This is a genomic window from Salinicoccus sp. ID82-1, from assembly GCF_021991715.1.
GTDB lineage: Bacteria > Bacillota > Bacilli > Staphylococcales > Salinicoccaceae > Salinicoccus > Salinicoccus cyprini.
In genome coordinates, this window is sequence record NZ_JAGFLY010000001.1 from 335451 (window position 1) to 352801 (window position 17351).

Annotated in this window: 15 protein-coding genes and 1 riboswitch; of the genes, 14 read left to right on the plus strand and 1 reads right to left on the minus strand. The window is 51.6% G+C overall.

Annotated elements, in window-relative coordinates:
- The first annotated feature begins 52 nt into the window (after positions 1 to 52).
- From J4760_RS01665 to hfq, 12 genes are all read left to right on the plus strand, one after another.
- Positions 53 to 1774, plus strand: coding sequence for an ABC transporter ATP-binding protein (locus tag J4760_RS01665; protein WP_145287308.1), 1722 nt, complete (start codon positions 53 to 55; stop codon positions 1772 to 1774).
- On the plus strand, positions 1767 to 3590 hold the full coding sequence (locus tag J4760_RS01670) for an ABC transporter ATP-binding protein (RefSeq protein ID WP_145285478.1): 1824 nt from the start codon (positions 1767 to 1769) through the stop codon (positions 3588 to 3590). Before J4760_RS01665 ends, J4760_RS01670 begins: the two co-directional genes overlap by 8 nt.
- Before the next feature lie 48 nt (positions 3591 to 3638).
- Positions 3639 to 3729, plus strand: a riboswitch (TPP riboswitch).
- A 68-nt stretch (positions 3730 to 3797) separates the two neighbouring features.
- A complete protein-coding gene (locus J4760_RS01675) occupies positions 3798 to 4376 on the plus strand; it encodes an ECF transporter S component (protein WP_145285481.1) in 579 nt (192 codons plus the stop codon).
- Positions 4377 to 4378: 2 nt separating this feature from the next.
- Positions 4379 to 5782 carry an ABC transporter ATP-binding protein gene (locus tag J4760_RS01680; protein WP_237604566.1) on the plus strand — a complete coding sequence of 468 codons (1404 nt, stop codon included), beginning with the start codon at positions 4379 to 4381 and terminating at the stop codon, positions 5780 to 5782.
- Entirely contained in the window at positions 5775 to 6566 is a 792-nt protein-coding gene (locus J4760_RS01685; RefSeq protein WP_237604567.1) for an energy-coupling factor transporter transmembrane component T family protein, read from the plus strand. The genes J4760_RS01680 and J4760_RS01685 overlap by 8 nt, the downstream gene beginning before the upstream one ends.
- Positions 6567 to 6704: 138 nt before the next feature.
- On the plus strand, positions 6705 to 7130 hold the full coding sequence (locus J4760_RS01690) for a YlbF/YmcA family competence regulator (protein ID WP_145285490.1): 426 nt from the start codon (positions 6705 to 6707) through the stop codon (positions 7128 to 7130).
- A gap of 69 nt (positions 7131 to 7199) precedes the next feature.
- Positions 7200 to 7697 carry an energy coupling factor transporter S component ThiW gene (gene thiW / locus J4760_RS01695; protein ID WP_145285493.1) on the plus strand — a complete coding sequence of 166 codons (498 nt, stop codon included), beginning with the start codon at positions 7200 to 7202 and terminating at the stop codon, positions 7695 to 7697.
- A 49-nt stretch (positions 7698 to 7746) separates the two neighbouring features.
- Entirely contained in the window at positions 7747 to 10266 is a 2520-nt protein-coding gene (gene mutS, locus J4760_RS01700; RefSeq protein ID WP_237604568.1) for a DNA mismatch repair protein MutS, read from the plus strand.
- A 4-nt stretch (positions 10267 to 10270) separates the two neighbouring features.
- Entirely contained in the window at positions 10271 to 12163 is a 1893-nt protein-coding gene (gene mutL / locus J4760_RS01705; protein WP_237604569.1) for a DNA mismatch repair endonuclease MutL, read from the plus strand.
- Positions 12164 to 12174: 11 nt separating this feature from the next.
- The gene (locus J4760_RS01710; RefSeq protein WP_237604570.1) at positions 12175 to 13050 is read left to right on the plus strand and encodes an alpha/beta fold hydrolase; all 876 of its coding nucleotides are present in this window, start codon (positions 12175 to 12177) and stop codon (positions 13048 to 13050) included.
- The gene (miaA, locus tag J4760_RS01715; protein WP_145285504.1) at positions 13043 to 13984 is read left to right on the plus strand and encodes a tRNA (adenosine(37)-N6)-dimethylallyltransferase MiaA; all 942 of its coding nucleotides are present in this window, start codon (positions 13043 to 13045) and stop codon (positions 13982 to 13984) included. Before J4760_RS01710 ends, miaA begins: the two co-directional genes overlap by 8 nt.
- A complete protein-coding gene (gene hfq / locus J4760_RS01720) occupies positions 13977 to 14171 on the plus strand; it encodes an RNA chaperone Hfq (RefSeq protein ID WP_145285506.1) in 195 nt (64 codons plus the stop codon). The genes miaA and hfq overlap by 8 nt, the downstream gene beginning before the upstream one ends.
- A 31-nt stretch (positions 14172 to 14202) precedes the next feature.
- Here hfq and J4760_RS01725 read toward each other — a convergent pair whose 3' ends face one another.
- Positions 14203 to 14688, minus strand: coding sequence for a glutathione peroxidase (locus J4760_RS01725; protein WP_145285509.1), 486 nt, complete (start codon positions 14686 to 14688; stop codon positions 14203 to 14205).
- Between the two features lie 137 nt (positions 14689 to 14825).
- Here J4760_RS01725 and hflX point away from each other — a divergent pair, with 137 nt between their 5' ends.
- Positions 14826 to 16064 carry a GTPase HflX gene (hflX, locus tag J4760_RS01730; protein WP_237604571.1) on the plus strand — a complete coding sequence of 413 codons (1239 nt, stop codon included), beginning with the start codon at positions 14826 to 14828 and terminating at the stop codon, positions 16062 to 16064.
- Positions 16065 to 16068: 4 nt separating this feature from the next.
- On the plus strand, positions 16069 to 17319 hold the full coding sequence (locus J4760_RS01735; protein ID WP_255695218.1) for a methionine gamma-lyase family protein: 1251 nt from the start codon (positions 16069 to 16071) through the stop codon (positions 17317 to 17319).
- Positions 17320 to 17351 lie beyond the last annotated feature (32 nt).

Genomic DNA, 17351 nt, shown 5'->3' on the forward strand with positions numbered 1-17351 from the left:
TATGTCATAATTGACATAATACTTCGGTAACCGAAAGAAATGGGTGGAACAATTGCTGACAGTCTACAAATACGCGCTCAAGTATAAATGGTTCATCATAGTGGCTCTCTTCTTCATGTTCATTGAACTGGCTGTAGAGCTGCTTCAGCCTTATCTGATTTCAAAAGTCATCGATGACGGCATCGTGGCAGAGGACATAGATGCTGTATGGTTCTACCTGCTGATCATGTTCGGCATCAGCATGGCCGCCTTCATCAGCGGCATCATCAATTCCTACTTCTCAAGCCAGGTCGCCACAAGCTTCAGCTATGATATACGGACAGCACTGTTTCGGAAAGTGCAGTACTTTACGCTTGCGACGCTGTCCAAATTCCCGACATCAAGCCTCATCACAAGGATGACGCAGGATGTGCTGCAGACGGAAATGCTGCTCTATATGTCATTGCGCATCATTTTAAGAGCACCGCTGCTTGTCATCGGATCACTCATCATGTCGTTCGTCGTCAATCCGACGCTCGGCTTCTACCTGTCATTTCTGACGCCGGTTCTACTTATTTTCCTGATTATCACTGCACGCAAGGGTGGACAGATCTTCCTGCGTGTCCAGAAACGTCTGGATAGGATCAACCGCTTCATCCAGCAGAATCTCGAAGCGGTCAGGCTGATCAAGGCCAATGACCGGGAAAACTTTGAAATCAGCAAATTCAGCAAGGTGGCAGGGCGCCTGAAGGATGATACGATCTATGCATTGAGACTGATGGAATCGATCATGCCTGTGCTGCTTCTGATCATCAACGGCAGTCTGCTTGTCGTGTTGTGGATGGCGTCCGACCTGCTGCAGAACAACAATGTCGAAGTAGGTGAAGTGGTTGCGGTCATCAATTATGCCCTTCGCATGCAGGGCGGCTTCTCCATGTTCGCCTTCATCATCATTGCATTCAGCCGTGCGAAAGCATCCAGTGAACGGATGGAGGAGGTGCTCGTTGCACCAATCACATCAAACAACAATGAAGAGATCAGGAAGGTGGACCAGGCCGGCACGGTGAAGTTCGAAAATGTGTCCTTCAAATATCCCGGTTCGACACGTTATGTCCTCCGTGATATCAACTTCGAAGTCAAAGAAAATGAAACACTCGTCATCATGGGTGGCACAGGTTCCGGCAAGAGTACGCTGCTCAGCCTGATTCCGAAGATGTATGATGTGAAGGAGGGCGATGTCTATATCAACGGCATCAATGCCAAAGACTGGAACGAGGATGATCTCAGGGAGACCATCGGCTACGTGCCGCAGTCCGCGGTACTGTTCTCGGGCAGCATCTTCGAGAACCTGCTGTGGGGTGATCTCGATGCAGGCGAGTCGGAAGTGTTCACTTCCACCCAGAAGGCGCAGATCCACAATTCGATCAATACTTTCGATCATCGCTACGAGACACGCGTCGGCCAGAGGGGTGTGACACTGTCCGGTGGTCAGAAGCAGCGTCTGTCGATTGCACGTGCGCTTGTCCGCAGGCCGGGCATACTGATTCTCGACGACAGCACTTCGGCGCTTGATATCCGCACCGAGTCCGCATTGTGGGACGCGATCAAAGAAGAGAATACAACACAGATCATCGTCACCCAGAAAGTGGTCACCGCCAAAATGGCGGACCGTATCCTCATACTGGATGGCGGGGAGATCAGTGCACTCGGTCCCCATGACACACTGATGCAAGAGTCATCACTATACCGCTCCATAGTTCAATCGCAGACGGAAGGGGGTCAGCTGGATGATTGATTTTATCAGAAGACCATTCGGCAATGAACCGGTCCTTCAAAAAGAGGAAATCGGACGCAGAAAAAAGAAGGAAGACCAGCGGGCCAACGATATATGGGGCACGCTGAAGAGAATGTGGCGCTTCATCAATGAAGAGCGTGTGCTTCTGTATGCGATCATTTTCCTCGTCACACTGACCAGCCTGCTCAGCATCACCGGGCCGTTCCTCGTCGGCTACATCGTCGATAACTATTTCGTCCAGCAGCAGATGGATGGGCTCGCCAGAATACTCCTGCTTCTGCTCGTCGTCTATGTACTGCTGTCATCGACACAGTACCTTGCCGCCTTCATGATGGTCGGGCTGTCGCAGCGCACGGTGTACAAGCTGCGCTCGAGACTGTTTTCGCATATGCAGAAACTGCCGGTACGCTTCTATGACAAGCGCCAGCACGGCGAACTGATGAGCCGGATGACAAATGATATCGAGACCATTTCACAGACGCTCAATACATCATTCATCCAGTTCACGACAAGTGTCGTCACACTCATTGGGACCATCAGCGTCATGATCTATCTGAGTCCATTGCTGACCCTGCTCACGGTGCTGATCATTCCTGTACTGATATTCGCTGTCGGCTTCATCACACGGCGCACCGGTCCGCTCTATAAGAAGCGGCAGCGTGCCACAGGTGAACTGAACGGCTACATCGAGGAGATGGTCTCCGGCCAGGAGATCGTCAAAGTGTTCTCCCAGGAGGAGACGGCGATCAAGAACTTCAACGAAAAGGCCGGCAGTCTTCGGGACATTACATTCTGGGCATTCCTGTATGCCGGGTTCATTCCTAAAGTGATGAATATGCTTAATAATATCAGCTTTACGATTGTTGCGGGTGCCGGCGGGCTGCTGGCGCTCTCGGGCACTGGCCTCGTCACCATCGGAACCATTGTGGTATTCGCCGAGTATGCGAGGCAGTTCACCCGTCCGCTTGCCGACCTGTCCAACCAGTTCAATCAGGTGCTGTCGGCCATCGCCGGTGCTGAGCGTGTATTCGGCATCATGGATTCCGAAACCGAGAACGACCATGGAAAAATTGAAGATAAGACCATCAAAGGCGAAATCGAGTTTGACGATGTCTCCTTCTCCTATGATCCAGAGCAGAAGACACCGACGATCAGAAATCTAAGCTTTAAGATAGCAGCCGGTGAATCCGTGGCACTGATAGGTGCCACAGGCGCAGGAAAGACGACTGTCATGCAGCTGCTGGCCCGGTTCTATGAAACGGATTCCGGCCAGGTGCGGATCGATGGAGAGGATATTCTCGACTATGCCCGTGCCACTGTACGCTCCCAGACGGCATTCGTCCTGCAGGACCCATATCTCTTCGAGTCGACCATCCGGGAGAACATCCGCTATGGGAAGCTCGATGCGACGGATGACGATGTTGTTGAGGCCGCCAGGCTCGCCAATGCCCATGACTTCATCGTCGAGCTTGAAAACGGCTATGACACCATCCTTGAAGCGGATGAAGGTTTCATTTCACAAGGACAGAAGCAGCTGATTTCGATTGCCCGCGCACTGATCACGGATCCCGCCATTCTGCTGCTGGATGAAGCGACGAGCAGCATCGACACTGTGACGGAGCTGAAAATCCAGGAGGCACTGGAACGGCTCATGAAGGACCGCACAAGCATCATCATCGCCCATCGGCTCAATACCATCAAGGCGGTGGATCGGATCTTCGTCATGGATCTCGGTGAACTGGTCGAAAGCGGCTCTGAGCAGGAACTTCTCCGACAGGAGGGGCGCTACTACCAGATGGTGTCAGATAATAAATAGCTTCACAAATCATCAGAAGTGTATTACCATGGATACAACCGAATAAGAAACGACCACTAGGGGTGTCCGTTTGGACTGAGAATCACCCTCATTACCTGATCTAGATCATACTAGCGTAGGGAAGTGGCATATTTTCCTATAAATATGCACACCACTCCGCTAGTGGTGTGTTTTTTATTTGGAAAATAATGTCTGGAGGGTTTTACCATGGTAAGAAAAAACGGATTGACATTGACCGATGTACTGGTCACGGTCGTCATCGCACTCGTGTTTGCATTCATCTACTCGATATGGGGTGGTGTCTATACGGCACTCGAACCCCTTGGTCTGCATCTGAACCAGCTGCTTTACGGCATGTGGTTCATCGCAGCAGTCGTCGCCTACCTGATCATCAGAAAGCCAGGTGTGGCACTGATTGCTGAATTCGCAGCCGCGTCAGGGGAGACGATCGTCATGCTGCAGTTCGACGTCATGCTGATCGTCTATGGATTGATCCAGGGACTGGCGTGTGAAATTGTCTTTGCAGTCGTGAAGTATAAGAGCACTTCGCTGATGGTGGCAGTTGCGGCTGGTGTGGCAGCGGCGCTTTCAACATTGCCGCTCGACTGGTATTACGGTTATCTTGGACAGCTTGCAACGTGGAATCTGCTGCTCATGTTCGGCTTCAGAGTGCTGAGTGGTGCACTCATTGCCGGCGGACTTGCCCATCTGCTGTACCAGGGGCTGAAAGGAACCGGCGTACTGAAACTGGTCGGACAGAAGGCCACAGCCGATGAAGGACTGTAGGAATGGCCATCGCAGTCAAAAACCTCAGATTGAAGTTCCCGGAGGCACAAGCGCGCCTGTTTACAGACCTTGAACTCACAATAGAGGATAAGGAAAAGGTGCTGATTGTCGGACCGAGTGGCTCAGGCAAGAGTACTCTGCTCAACGTTCTCGGGGGACTCATTCCGAACGTCATCGATGTACCGATGAAGGCCGATCAGCTGGAGCTTCCGAATTCCGGTGCCTATGTCTTCCAGGATCCGGATTCCCAGTTTACGATGCCCACGGTGGCAGAGGAGCTTGCATTCATCATGGAGAACAGGCAGGTCGAAAGAGAGGATATGGACCAGAGAATCGTGCAGATACTCAGTACGGTCGGTCTTGATATCGATCCCGCTGCAGCCATCCACACACTGTCCGGCGGCATGAAGCAGAAGCTTGCCATCGCAAGTGCACTGCTGCAGCAGGCGGACACGCTGTTCCTGGATGAACCGACGAGTATGCTCGATGAGGGGTCTGCCGAACATTTGTGGGAAACCATCCAGCAGATGTGGGACGGCCGCACGGTAGTAATCATCGAGCACCGCGTGGAGAATATATGGGATAAGGTCGACCGTGTCATACTCATGGATGACCAGGGCCGGATCGACAGGATAGGGCCGCCGGATGAAATGCTCGAAAACCACCGGGATGCACTTGATGCGTTCGGCGTATGGCATCCTGAATCCTGGCACAATGCTCCACGTCTTCCTGAAATAAAAGCACAGTCGGATGTACTGCTAGAAGCCCGCGACCTGGTGGTCAGAAGAGGGAAAAGGCAGCTTCTGACCATCGATGCACTTGATATATGGAAAGGGGAGTGGATCACTCTTGAAGGGGATAATGGCACAGGAAAGACAAGCCTGCTCCTGGCATTGATGAAGCTGATTCCGTCAGACGGGGATATACAGTTCAAAATTAAAAAAGTGAAGAAGCAGAAGCATTATAACGGAGCGCTCTATCCGGTATTTCAGAATCCCGAACTGCAGTTCATTACAAACACTGTTTTTGACGAAGTGTTCATCAATCTCGAGCTGCACTTTGACAGGGAGGAAGCAAAGCAGAAAGCGGACGCACTGATAGAAAGACTTGGTCTCGGTAAAGTCCGCCATCTGCATCCGCTCGAAATTTCGACAGGGCAGAAGCGCCGTCTGAGTGTGGCGACGGCAGCCGGCGGCATTCCCGAAATCATCATTCTGGATGAACCGACTTTCGGCCTCGATCAGCGGCACGCATTCCGGCTGCTTCAAATGCTGCATGATATGGTCAAGTCGGGCACGACCATCATCATGATCACACACGATGAAGAAATCAAAATACGCTATCCTTCAAGAAGACTGCGGATAGAGGACGGGACGCTGATGGAAGGAGGCGGGTCTGATGATTGAAGCAATCAGACATTACAGTACACCTGCAGACCGGGTCAACCCGATCACCAAGATTCTGGTGGCGGTCGGCCTGTTTCTCGCCGTCGTACTCATCCATGATCCGAACCACCTGTTCCATCTGTCGCTGCTCATGCTGGTTCTGCTGATCGTATTGAGCGGCGTCAAAATCCGCTACCTCGTCCTGCTCACTGCGACCATCCTGTTTTTCGGTCTGATCTCAAGCCTGTACATGATCTTCTACGGGGAAGGAACGTCCACGCTCCTCCGCTTCGGTATCGTCCACATCACTGAGGAGAGCACTGTGCGCGGTGTTCATATCATGATGCGTGGTGTCGTACTGTCGTTCTTTGGGGCACTGGTCGTGTTCACAACGAAATTGACGGACGTCTTCTACAGTATGATGCAGCAGGGGGGTCTCAGGCCGAAGTTCGCCTACGCGTTCATGGCCGCGATCCGCATGGTGCCGATCATCGCCAATGAGTATATGACACTCAGGCGTGCGCGCAAAGTGAGGCGGCCTTTGATCCACAGGAAATACATCAGCGGCTATAAGGGATTTTCCACGACCATCATCACGCTTCTGAGCCAGAGCATCCGCCGGGCATACCGGCTCGGCATCGCGATGGAATCGAAGGGATTCGATGATGGACCGAGGACATACTACCACCGGACTTCATTTTCCATCATCGATCTCCTTTTCATCATGCTCATCATCCTGACAGTCATTTTTTCATATCAGCTGGGTCAGTGGTACAGCCCTTTTGCCACTACCGATGCAAGATGAAATGACAGCCAAATAGTTTTGAATTATGCGGTGAAAACGTATATACTGATATAAGATTTGATTCACCGATGATTCATGCGGATGATGAGAGAATATTGCCGGGCCACCGGTGTCAAAATAGGAAAAGGTGGAAGCGCTATGTATACGAAAGATGAAATTGTAAAAGAAGCCAAGGCACTTGGCAGCATGATTGCAGAAACTGAGCAGGTCGACTTCTTCAAGAAAGCTGAAGCGAAAATCCATGAGAACAAGGATGTCCGCGAAAAGATGGCGAGCCTGAAGAGTCTGCAGAAGCAGGCTGTCAACTTCCAGAACTATGGCAAGGAACGTGCCTACCAGATGACCGAGGAGAAAATAAAGAAGGTTGAGGCGGAACTAGATGAGATGCCGATCGTCAACCAGTTCAAGGAATCCCAGGGACAGGTCAACGAGCTGTTGCAGATGGTCTCCCATGCCATCAGTCAGACGGTGACCAACGAGGTCATCACTTCTACAGGTGGAGATATTCTTGAAGGTGAAACCGGAGCGGCAATGAGAAACATGCCGAATCGTAAACAGGATTAGACAAAAATATAAAAGGGCTGTGCATCTCTAAAGGATGTACAGCCCTTTTTTCGGAAGGAAGATGTATCAATGGACAGGAAATTAACCAGAAAATTGACCATGACAAGTGTACTTGTGGCACTGAACGTTGTACTGAGCACTTTTATCGTCATACCACTCGGCCCAGTCAGAGCTGCGCCAGTGCAGCACCTCATCAATGTAGTCAGCGTAGTACTCACCGGCCCCTTTGCCGTAGTGCAGGCGTTTCTTTCATCGACAATACGGATCATGATGGGAACCGGATCGCCTTTTGCGTACCCTGGCAGCATGATCGGGGCACTGGTTGCGTTTCTGTTATACCGGAAGTTCAAGAAGCTTGGGCCGACTGCTGCCGGGGAGATGCTCGGCACTGGTATTCTTGGTTCGCTCGCCACGCTGCCTCTGATCGCAGTGCTTGGCCTGGACCTCGATTTTTTCTTTGTGCTGGCTCCTGCATTTCTGGCAAGTACAATGATCGGATCGCTGATCTCATGGCTTCTTCTTGGCCAGCTTGACAAAAAAGGAGTTCTAAAGGAATTCAACATATGATGAGCTGCATGATATAATGCAATTATATTTTAGTAATGGAAGTGTTTAGATGACTACAGTAACACCAATGATGCAGCAGTATCTGAATATAAAGGCGGAACATCCGGATGTTCTGCTCCTCTACCGGATGGGGGACTTCTACGAGCTGTTCTATGAAGATGCCGTCACGGCGAGCAAGCTGCTCGAGATCACCTTGACATCACGGGACAAGAAGAAGGATCCGATTCCGATGTGCGGCGTGCCCTACCATTCTGCGAAGAGCTATATCGAGCGTCTGATCGACCAGGGTTATAAGGTAGCGATCTGTGAACAGCTCGAGGATCCGAAGCAGACGAAGGGCATGGTGAAACGTGGCGTGGTGCGTGTCATCACACCGGGTACTCTGATTGACGATTTCGGTATGGATGACGGCCGCAGCAACTACATTCTTGCACTGGACGAACAGGGTGGCGTTTTCAATGCTGCCTATTCGGACATATCGACAGGGGAGATCTCCGCATTCTGCACGGACGATATGACGGTGCTGAAAAGCGAGATCGACCGGATCGGTCCGAGGGAGATTGTCATCGAGGAGAATATCCAGGGGGTCCTGTCGGAACTGTATGCCGATCCGCCGGTCAATACGCCGTTCACAAACGATGTGCATCACCCGCTCGACTACGACCCGGCAATCACTGCAGGGGAAAAGCAGGCACTTGATCTGCTGATCAGCTATATCCGCGCCCATAACATGCGCGATCTGAAGCATTTCAGAACAGTGGCGAAGCACCGCATCAAGGAGACGATGCAGCTCAACTATGCCGCCCTGTCGAATCTCGAGCTGCTGGAGAGCCTGCAGACCAAGAAGACAAAAGGCTCTCTCTTCTGGTACATGAACAGGACGGAGACACCGATGGGCAAGCGCAAGCTGAGAAAATGGATCGAGCGGCCGCTGCTCAGCCAGGATGCCATTCATGTGCGTCAGAACGTGGTGGCTGTATTACTCGAGAACTTTCTGGAGAGGGAAGATATCCGGGGGCTGCTCAATAATGTCTACGACATTGAGCGGCTCGTCGGCCGGCTCAGCTTCGGCAACATTGATGCAAAGGACCTCGTCCAGATGCGGGATTCGCTGGCAGGACTGCCGGCAATCGAAAATATGCTCAGCCGGATCGGTCTGATGGATACTACCCTGTTCAGCGATTTCGATACGCTCCATGATGTCCATCAACTGCTCGATTCAAGCCTCGATGATACGCCGCCGAAGACAGTGCGGGAAGGCGGCATCTTCAAGGAAGGGTACAACGAGAAGCTTGATGAATACCGCTACCTGTCAAACAATGGCAGGATATGGCTCGATGACTATATCGAGCGGGAACGGGAACGCACAGGCATCCGCAATATGAAAGTCGGATTCAACAAGGTGTTCGGCTACTATATCGAAATCTCGAAAGGCAATGCCGTAAACTTCGATGCCGACCATTTCGAATACCAGCGCAAGCAGACGCTGACCAATGCGGAGCGCTTCATCACCCCTGAACTGAAGGAGATGGAATCGAAGCTGCTTGGTGCGCAGGATGAAAGCATCATTCTGGAGTACAATCTCTTTGTCGAGCTGCGCCAGCAGATGGAGCAGTTCATTCCACGGCTCCAGACGACCGCCGACATCATCAGCACCCTCGACTGCCTCATCTCATTTGCAACTGTGGCGAATGAATACCGCCTGGTGCGTCCCGAATTCAGCGACAGCACGCTGTCCATAAAGGAGGGCCGCCACCCGGTGGTCGAGAAGGTGATCGGCGAGAACACGTATGTACCGAACTCCCTCGACATGGACCAGGAGACATTCATCTACCTGATTACAGGACCGAACATGTCCGGTAAGAGTACTTACATGCGGCAGACGGCGATCATCAGCATCATGGCACAGATGGGCATGTATGTGCCGGCAGAAAAAGCCACACTGCCCATCTTCGACCAGATTTTCACCCGCATCGGGGCGAGCGATGACCTGGCAAGCGGCAAGTCGACTTTCATGATTGAAATGATGGAGGCCAATGAAGCACTGCAGAACGCGACCGAAAACAGCCTGCTGATCTTTGATGAGATCGGGCGGGGGACATCCACCTACGACGGCCTGTCGCTTGCCCAGTCGATGCTCGAGTACATCCACCATCATATCGGTGCGAAGACACTCTTCTCGACGCATTATCATGAGATGACACGGCTTGGAAATGAACTGGACCATCTGAAGAATGTCCATGTCAAGGCGACCGAGTATGACGGCAAGCTGATATTCCTCCACAAGGTGAAGCCTGGTCCGGTGGAGCGGAGCTACGGCATCCATGTGGCACGCCTTGCCGAACTGCCGGATGAAGTGACGAAGCGGGCTCACGAACTGCTCAAAGGATTCGAGCAGGACGGACATGTCATCGGCAGCCGGCAGCTGTCCCTGCCGCTCGATGATACGGAGACGTATGAAACCCATCCGGTCATCGACCAGCTCAAGGCTGTTGATATCAATGCGATGACACCGCTCGATGCAATGATGAAGCTGCAGGAACTTAAAAACGAGCTTGAAGGCGAGTGATGATATGGGTTCAATAAAAGTACTGGACAGTGCAATACAGAATAAGATAGCCGCCGGAGAAGTGGTCGAACGGCCGAGTTCCGTAGTCAAGGAGCTGCTTGAGAACTCGATCGACGCCAACGCCAGGCAGATCGAAGTATTTATAGAGGAATCGGGAATGAAGCAGATCCGCATCGTTGATGATGGCGACGGCATCCACCATACCGATGGACCACTGCTGTTCCAGCGGCATGCAACAAGCAAGATTGATATGGACTATGATCTGTTCCAGATCCGCTCACTCGGCTTCCGCGGCGAGGCGCTGGCGAGCATCGGGGCCGTGGCGAAAGTGACGGTCGAAACGAAGCACGTGGACGGCAATCCCGTATTCATCCGGTTCGAGGGCGGCAGTCTGGCCGAGCAGATTCCCGGCAAGGAACGGAAAGGGACCGATATCACCATAACAGATCTCTTCTACAACACACCGGCACGGCTCAAGTATATGCGTTCGATGCGTACGGAAAGCGGCAAGATCATCGATGTCATCCAGCGCATGGCACTGGCCTATCCGAATATCAGCTTCCGTCTTGTGCTGGATCACAGCGAGAAGGTCATGACGAAAGGCAATGGCAACCTCAAGGAAGTCATCAGCGACATCTATGGACTGAACATCGCACGGCATGCGGTGGCATTCGAAGCCCGGGATGCGGACTTTCACATCCGGGGCTTCCTGATCCGTCCGGAGATAACCCGCAGCAGCCGCAACTATCTCAACATCTCCGTCAACCGCCGGTTCATCCGGAGTTTCCGGCTGTCGCAGGCGGTCATCAACGGCTACCATACGCTGCAGCCGAAAGACAAATACCCCATTGCGATCATCGACATCACAATGGATCCGAAGCTGGTCGATGTCAACGTCCATCCGGCCAAGACAGAAGTCCGCTTTTCGAAGGAACGCGAGCTGAACCAGCTGCTTGAATCGGCAGTCCGTTCACGCATGAAGGACGAGATGCTCATCCCTGACGTCACAAGAAAAGCTCCCGTAGCGAGACAGCAGACGACGCAGGACACACTTGATTTTTCCAATGTGGAACGACAGCCTGACAAAAGAACGGAGACCGGCCGGCATCACCCCGTGACCCGAAACTTCAGCAAGACTTCGACCGACTATAGAATAGTACCGAAAAAGACGGTACTGAACGAAACACAAGAAGCAATAGGACCACCGGCAGAGCGGCATGTACAGAAACCTGCACGCGAAGCACCGCCGGCGGAAAGTCAGACAGCTCCTGACACACCTATAGAAGCTGCAGAGGAGGCGGTGGAAAAAGAAAAGCTGCCGTATCTTGAAATCGTGGGCCAGCTCCACGGCACCTATATCATTCTACAGAATGACACCGGCATGTATATGATGGACCAGCATGCCGCACAGGAGCGGATCAAATACGAATACTATTCGGAGAACATCACCAGAGGGAAGACGGACAGGGTACCGCTTCTGATCCCGTATACTTTCGAATTTCCGATGAGTGATATAATAGAAATAGATGATAGGCAAAAACGCCTCCAGTCACTCGGCTTTGATATCGAGAAGACAGGCATCAGGCAGTATGCAGTGACAGCCTATCCGAATTGGATCGATGACAGGAACCCGGAAGCGGATATCGAGGAACTGATCCATTTCGTTTCATCAAAGTCCGATTTCTCCGTCAGCCAGTACAAGGAGGAGATGGCCATCATGATGAGCTGCAAGCAGTCCATCAAGGCGAATCATTATCTGGATCGGCCGCAGATCGAAGCGCTCCTTGAGTCACTCGGATCCTGCAGATCGCCCTATACGTGCCCGCATGGCCGACCGGTCATCATCCACATGAGTACTTACGAAATCGAGCGCATGTTCAACCGCGTTATGAAGTAGGGAGGAATAAGATGAAGATCAGCGAAGAGACGATAGATAACTACGGACGCCGCATAAAAATAAAAATCTTTTCTCCGGAATCCCCTGTCTGTGCCATCCAGCTCATGCACGGTATGGCGGAACATATGGGCCGCTACAGCGAAATGATGACATGGCTTGCAATGAATGACTGCATGGCCATCATGCACGATCACCGTGGTCATGGCGAAGATGAGCAGGATCCCGGCCATTTTGACGACTTCAATCTGCTGATCGAGGATGCGCTGGCTGTCTCATCCGTCATTCCGCATGATCTGCCGAAGTTCATCCTCGGCCATTCGATGGGCTCGATCGTTGCCAGGCGACTGCTTGAGCGGGGCGTCTACGATGGCGGTATCATCGTCGGCACCGGCAGCAGGGACGCCTTCTTTGACCAGCTCTCCTCAAAGATGCTCAGCGGACTTGCCAATGCAGCACCGAGGATGAAGTCCGAAACAATCAACCGCCTTGCGTTCGCCGGCTATGATGCGTCGTTTCCGGGTACACAGAAGAATCGCTGGCTGTCGGAGGATGATGCCAAGGTGGCGCAATACAACAGGGATGACTATTGCGGATTCAAGATGAGCAACCGGGCACTTTCGGAAATTGTGCGGCATATCCGGCTCAGCACAAAGCAGGAAAATCTGAAGCGGCTCGACCGCGACGTGCCGATCCTGCTGGTCGGCGGCAAGGATGATCCGTTCTCCAGCCGCGGTAAAGATATACGCAACCTGGCACGCCTCTACCGGCACTACTCGGATAGCGTTACGGTGCAGCTCTATGATACGAGCCGTCATGAAGTGCTTTTTGAAAAAAATCGCGAACAGGTATACAACAGACTGGTGGAGTGGGTGATGAGACATGTCTGAAAAGAAGAAGCTGCTTATTCTGGTGGGACCGACCGCAATCGGAAAGTCGTCACTCGGCGTCGAAATTGCGAAGCGGTTCAACCTTGAGATCATCAGCGGAGATTCGATGCAGGTGTACCAGGGGATGGATATTGGTACAGGAAAGATTACAGAGGAAGAGATGGATGGGGTCCAGCATTATATGATCGATGTCATGCCGCCGGATACATCATTCTCGGTGCACGATTTCCAGAAGCATGTCGATGAGGTCATAGATGAATTCCATGAAGCCGGGGATGTGCCCTTCATCGTCGGAGGCACCGGACACTACATCCGTGCGCTCATCTATGGCTATGAATTCAACGATGAGGATGATGCGGAAAAGCGTGCTCTGACAGCGCGGCTCGAAAAGCTCGGTTCGACCATTCTTCACAGCCGTCTCAGGGCGATTGATCCGAAGCTTGCACAGGAGATCCACCAGAACAACCGCAAGCGGGTCATCCGTGCACTGGTCAAGCATGAACTGAGCAACCGGATCAGCAGCAGGGAAGGCCCCGGCTACACAGACGAGATGAAATATGATACATTTATAGTAGGATTGACACGTGATAGAAAAATAATGCATGAGAACATCAACAGTCGTGTCGACAAGATGTTCGAGATGGGGCTTGAAGATGAAGTGCGCGCACTGATGAGCGACAGTTCCCTGTCCAGAACGGCAAGTGCAGCCATCGGCTACAAGGAATTCCTGCCATACTTCGAGGGCAGTGCTTCCCTCGAAGAGGTGAAAGAAACCATCAAACAGCATACCAGGCAATATGCCAAACGACAACTGACTTTCTTCAGGAATCAGCTTCCCGTGAATTGGTACGATCTTGATTCAGTGAATACGGATACTATATTTGAGGATATATATCAATTCCTACACACGAAGGAGAGAAAGAAAAATGACTAATGGTGATCTGCAGGAGAAGTTTCTCAGTGAATTCAAGGAGTCGGAAGTCGAAGTGACCGTGTTTCTGGTAAATGGGTTTCAGATGCGGGGGACTGTCATAGACTTTGATAGATTTGTCATCCAGCTGCAGTCAGGCGGCAAGGATCATCTGATCTACAAGCATGCCATCAGCACGTTTACCAAATAGCACAAAGCATCCCATCTGGTGGGATGCTTTTTTAGCCTCTGAGTACTCTTAGGATGTCATCTTCAAATGTAAGCGGGGATTTTTGCGGTGGGAAGCGTTTCACGATTCTGCCTTCTCTTGAAATCAGGAATTTGGTGAAGTTCCACTTTACAGTATTGGTCAAAAGACCATTCTTGCTTTCAGTCAGATGCTTGAATAGAGGATGGATGCTATCTCCTTTGACATTCACCTTTTCCATCACATCGAATGTAACGCCATATTCCCTATTATAGTGGAACCGGGCTTCAGAAGCATCGAGCGGTTCAGAGTTCATGAAGTCGTCGGAAGGAAAGACAAGTACCCGAAGCCCTTCATCCTTGTACTTCTGATAGAGGAACTCAAGTTCGGACAGCTGGTTGCAGAATGTACACTCACTTGCAGTATTGATTATCAGAATGGCTTTGCCTTCAAAATCCCTCATATCCATTGGTATGCCGGTATCATCATGAACTTTCAGATCATATATATGCGTCTTCATGATTCGAGGCCCCTTTCTAAAACGACAAACACAAATATATCTTTCATTTAGACAAAATCTGGCTCTATTAAACACGAATCCCATAACCGATCAGCAAAACGGGTATGGAAGGCTAAAGCAGCTGAGGAGGTACGCAAATGTCAAAAACGTATAAAGGTGTCATCATTTCAGTGAATACACCGAAAAGAAAAGACGTCCAGTCCGAGGTGGAGGAGCTTCGGAGCCTGGCAGAGTCTGTGGATATCGAGATCATCGGTGTCCATATACAGAACCGGTCATCAGTGGATCCTAGATCGTATGCAGGCACTGGTTTCCTGTCGGAGACGCGGGAATCATATGGAGAGGACGAAGAGATCGACTACACGATTGTCAATGACGAGATCACTGCCAGTCAGAACCGGTCGATAGAAGCGATTATGGATACGAAGGTCATCGACCGTACCCAGGTCATTCTGGATATTTTCAGCATGAGGGCCATGTCGAAGGCCGGCCAGCTGCAGGTGGAACTGGCCCAGCTGCAGTATCTTGTGCCACGGTTGAAAGGCCAGGGTATCAACCTTTCCCGTCTCGGTGCCGGTATCGGGACGAGGGGGCCTGGTGAAACGAAGCTTGAAACCGACCGCAGGCACATCAACCAGCGGATCAAGGAGATCAGGAAGCAGCTCCAGGTTGTCGAATCCCACCGCGAGCGCTACCGTGAGAAGCGCAACCGGAACCAGGTGGTCAAAGTGTCGCTCATCGGCTATACCAATGCAGGCAAGTCCTCATTATTCAATGCCATGGCGAAAAGTGATACGTATGAACAGAACGCACTGTTTGCCACTCTGGACCCGAAAACCCGTCAGATTACACTGCCTTCCGGATTCGAATGCATCCTGTCCGACACCGTCGGCTTCATCCAGAACTTGCCGACGACCCTTGTCGAGAGCTTCAAATCGACACTGGAAGAGGCGGCAGACAGTGATTTCCTGATCCATGTCATCGACAACAGTTCGGATAACCTGCAGACGCATTATGATACGGTCAGAAATCTGATGAAGCAGCTCGACATGGAGCATATTCCATCCATCGTATTCTTCAACAAGACGGATATCGATGATACCGTCCACTACACGCCGGGTGAACCCCATGCGTATGTGAATACCGGCATGCCGCCCATGGAGCTGCTCCAGATACTTGAGGACTTCATGAAGACACATATGGAGAAATATGATGCGGAACTGCCGCTGTCACAGCCTCAGAAGATCTATGATCTGAAGCGGTATACGATTGTAGAAGAACAGACTCTGGATGACGATGCACAGACATACCGGATGACCGGCTATGAACCGCCAGGCGCATGGAGCCAAAGAATTTCAGAGAGAAACGAGGAGTAGCAGTTTGGAGACTACAGAGATAGAAGCATTGGTGGAGGCATCCATCGATGAGATTGAACCGATCATGAAAAGGAATAAAAAAATTGCACAGAAAAACTTCAATAAGGTCATGGAGGCTTTTCATGAGAATGGTGTGGCCGAGAGTGACTTCACCGGGACGACAGGCTACGGCTATGATGATACCGGCCGCGACAAGCTTGAGGAGATCTACCGTAATGTATTCAGAAGCGAGGATGCGATTGTCAGAAGTCAGATCATCTCCGGCACCCATGCGATCAGTCTCGTTCTGCTTGCCCTGCTTGAAAAGGGGGATGAACTCATCTATATCAGCGGAGAGCCGTACGATACACTCGAGAAGGTCATCGGCAACTCTCCGAGGGACATCGGCAGCCTGAAGGAAAAGGGCGTCGGCTACAAGTCAATTGATCTTGTGGATGACCAGTTTGATGAACCGGCCATCATGGCAGCCATTACACCCCAGACGAAGATGATTGCGATACAGAGATCACGCGGCTACAGCATGCGTAAATCACTCTCAATCGACGAAATGGAAACGATGATCCATAAAATAAAGGAGAAGCATCCCGATATTATCATCTTCGTCGACAACTGCTATGGCGAGTTCGTCGAGACAAGGGAACCGATCGAGGCAGGCGCCGATGTCATTGCTGGCAGCCTGATCAAAAATCCAGGCGGGGGTCTTGCACGCATGGGTGGATACATTGCCGGTAACCGTGAACTCATCACCCGCATCAGCTACCGTCTGACTGTACCAGGCATCGGCAAGGAGATGGGGGCCAGTCTGAATGCACTCCAGGATATGTACCAGGGCTTTTTCTTGGCCCCGCATGCCGTCATCGAGAGTTTGAATGGCGGTGTACTGACAAGTCATCTTCTGTCTAAGGCAGGACTCAGAACAGATCCAAGCCCTGACGCCCGACGCACCGATCTGATCCAGAGTGTATCCTTCCATACACAGGAAGAGATGATCACATTCACCCAGATGATCCAGAAGGCATCCCCTGTCAATTCCCAGTTCCTGCCCGTACCAAGTGATATTCCCGGATATGAAAACCCCGTCATCATGGCTGCAGGCACATTCATACAGGGCGCCTCACTCGAGCTCAGCGCCGACGGTCCGATACGCAGTCCTTACACCGTGTTCGTCCAGGGCGGACTCGTCTTCGAACACGTCGTCTATGCACTGACCACCGCACTCAGTGAGATGGCGGAAAAGGAAATGATTGCACTGTAGACTCCATCTAATTTCAAACACAAGGGGAGACA

Coding starts and splice junctions, on each gene's coding strand:
- J4760_RS01710 (WP_237604570.1), top strand. CDS start 12,175: ATGAAGATCAGCGAAGAGACGATAGATAACTACGGACGCCGCATAAAA.
- miaA (WP_145285504.1), top strand. CDS start 13,043: ATGTCTGAAAAGAAGAAGCTGCTTATTCTGGTGGGACCGACCGCAATC.
- J4760_RS01670 (WP_145285478.1), top strand. CDS start 1,767: ATGATTGATTTTATCAGAAGACCATTCGGCAATGAACCGGTCCTTCAA.
- J4760_RS01690 (WP_145285490.1), top strand. CDS start 6,705: ATGTATACGAAAGATGAAATTGTAAAAGAAGCCAAGGCACTTGGCAGC.
- mutL (WP_237604569.1), top strand. CDS start 10,271: ATGGGTTCAATAAAAGTACTGGACAGTGCAATACAGAATAAGATAGCC.
- thiW (WP_145285493.1), top strand. CDS start 7,200: ATGGACAGGAAATTAACCAGAAAATTGACCATGACAAGTGTACTTGTG.
- hfq (WP_145285506.1), top strand. CDS start 13,977: ATGACTAATGGTGATCTGCAGGAGAAGTTTCTCAGTGAATTCAAGGAG.
- hflX (WP_237604571.1), top strand. CDS start 14,826: ATGTCAAAAACGTATAAAGGTGTCATCATTTCAGTGAATACACCGAAA.
- J4760_RS01680 (WP_237604566.1), top strand. CDS start 4,379: ATGGCCATCGCAGTCAAAAACCTCAGATTGAAGTTCCCGGAGGCACAA.
- J4760_RS01725 (WP_145285509.1), bottom strand. CDS start 14,688: ATGAAGACGCATATATATGATCTGAAAGTTCATGATGATACCGGCATA.
- J4760_RS01685 (WP_237604567.1), top strand. CDS start 5,775: ATGATTGAAGCAATCAGACATTACAGTACACCTGCAGACCGGGTCAAC.
- mutS (WP_237604568.1), top strand. CDS start 7,747: ATGACTACAGTAACACCAATGATGCAGCAGTATCTGAATATAAAGGCG.
- J4760_RS01675 (WP_145285481.1), top strand. CDS start 3,798: ATGGTAAGAAAAAACGGATTGACATTGACCGATGTACTGGTCACGGTC.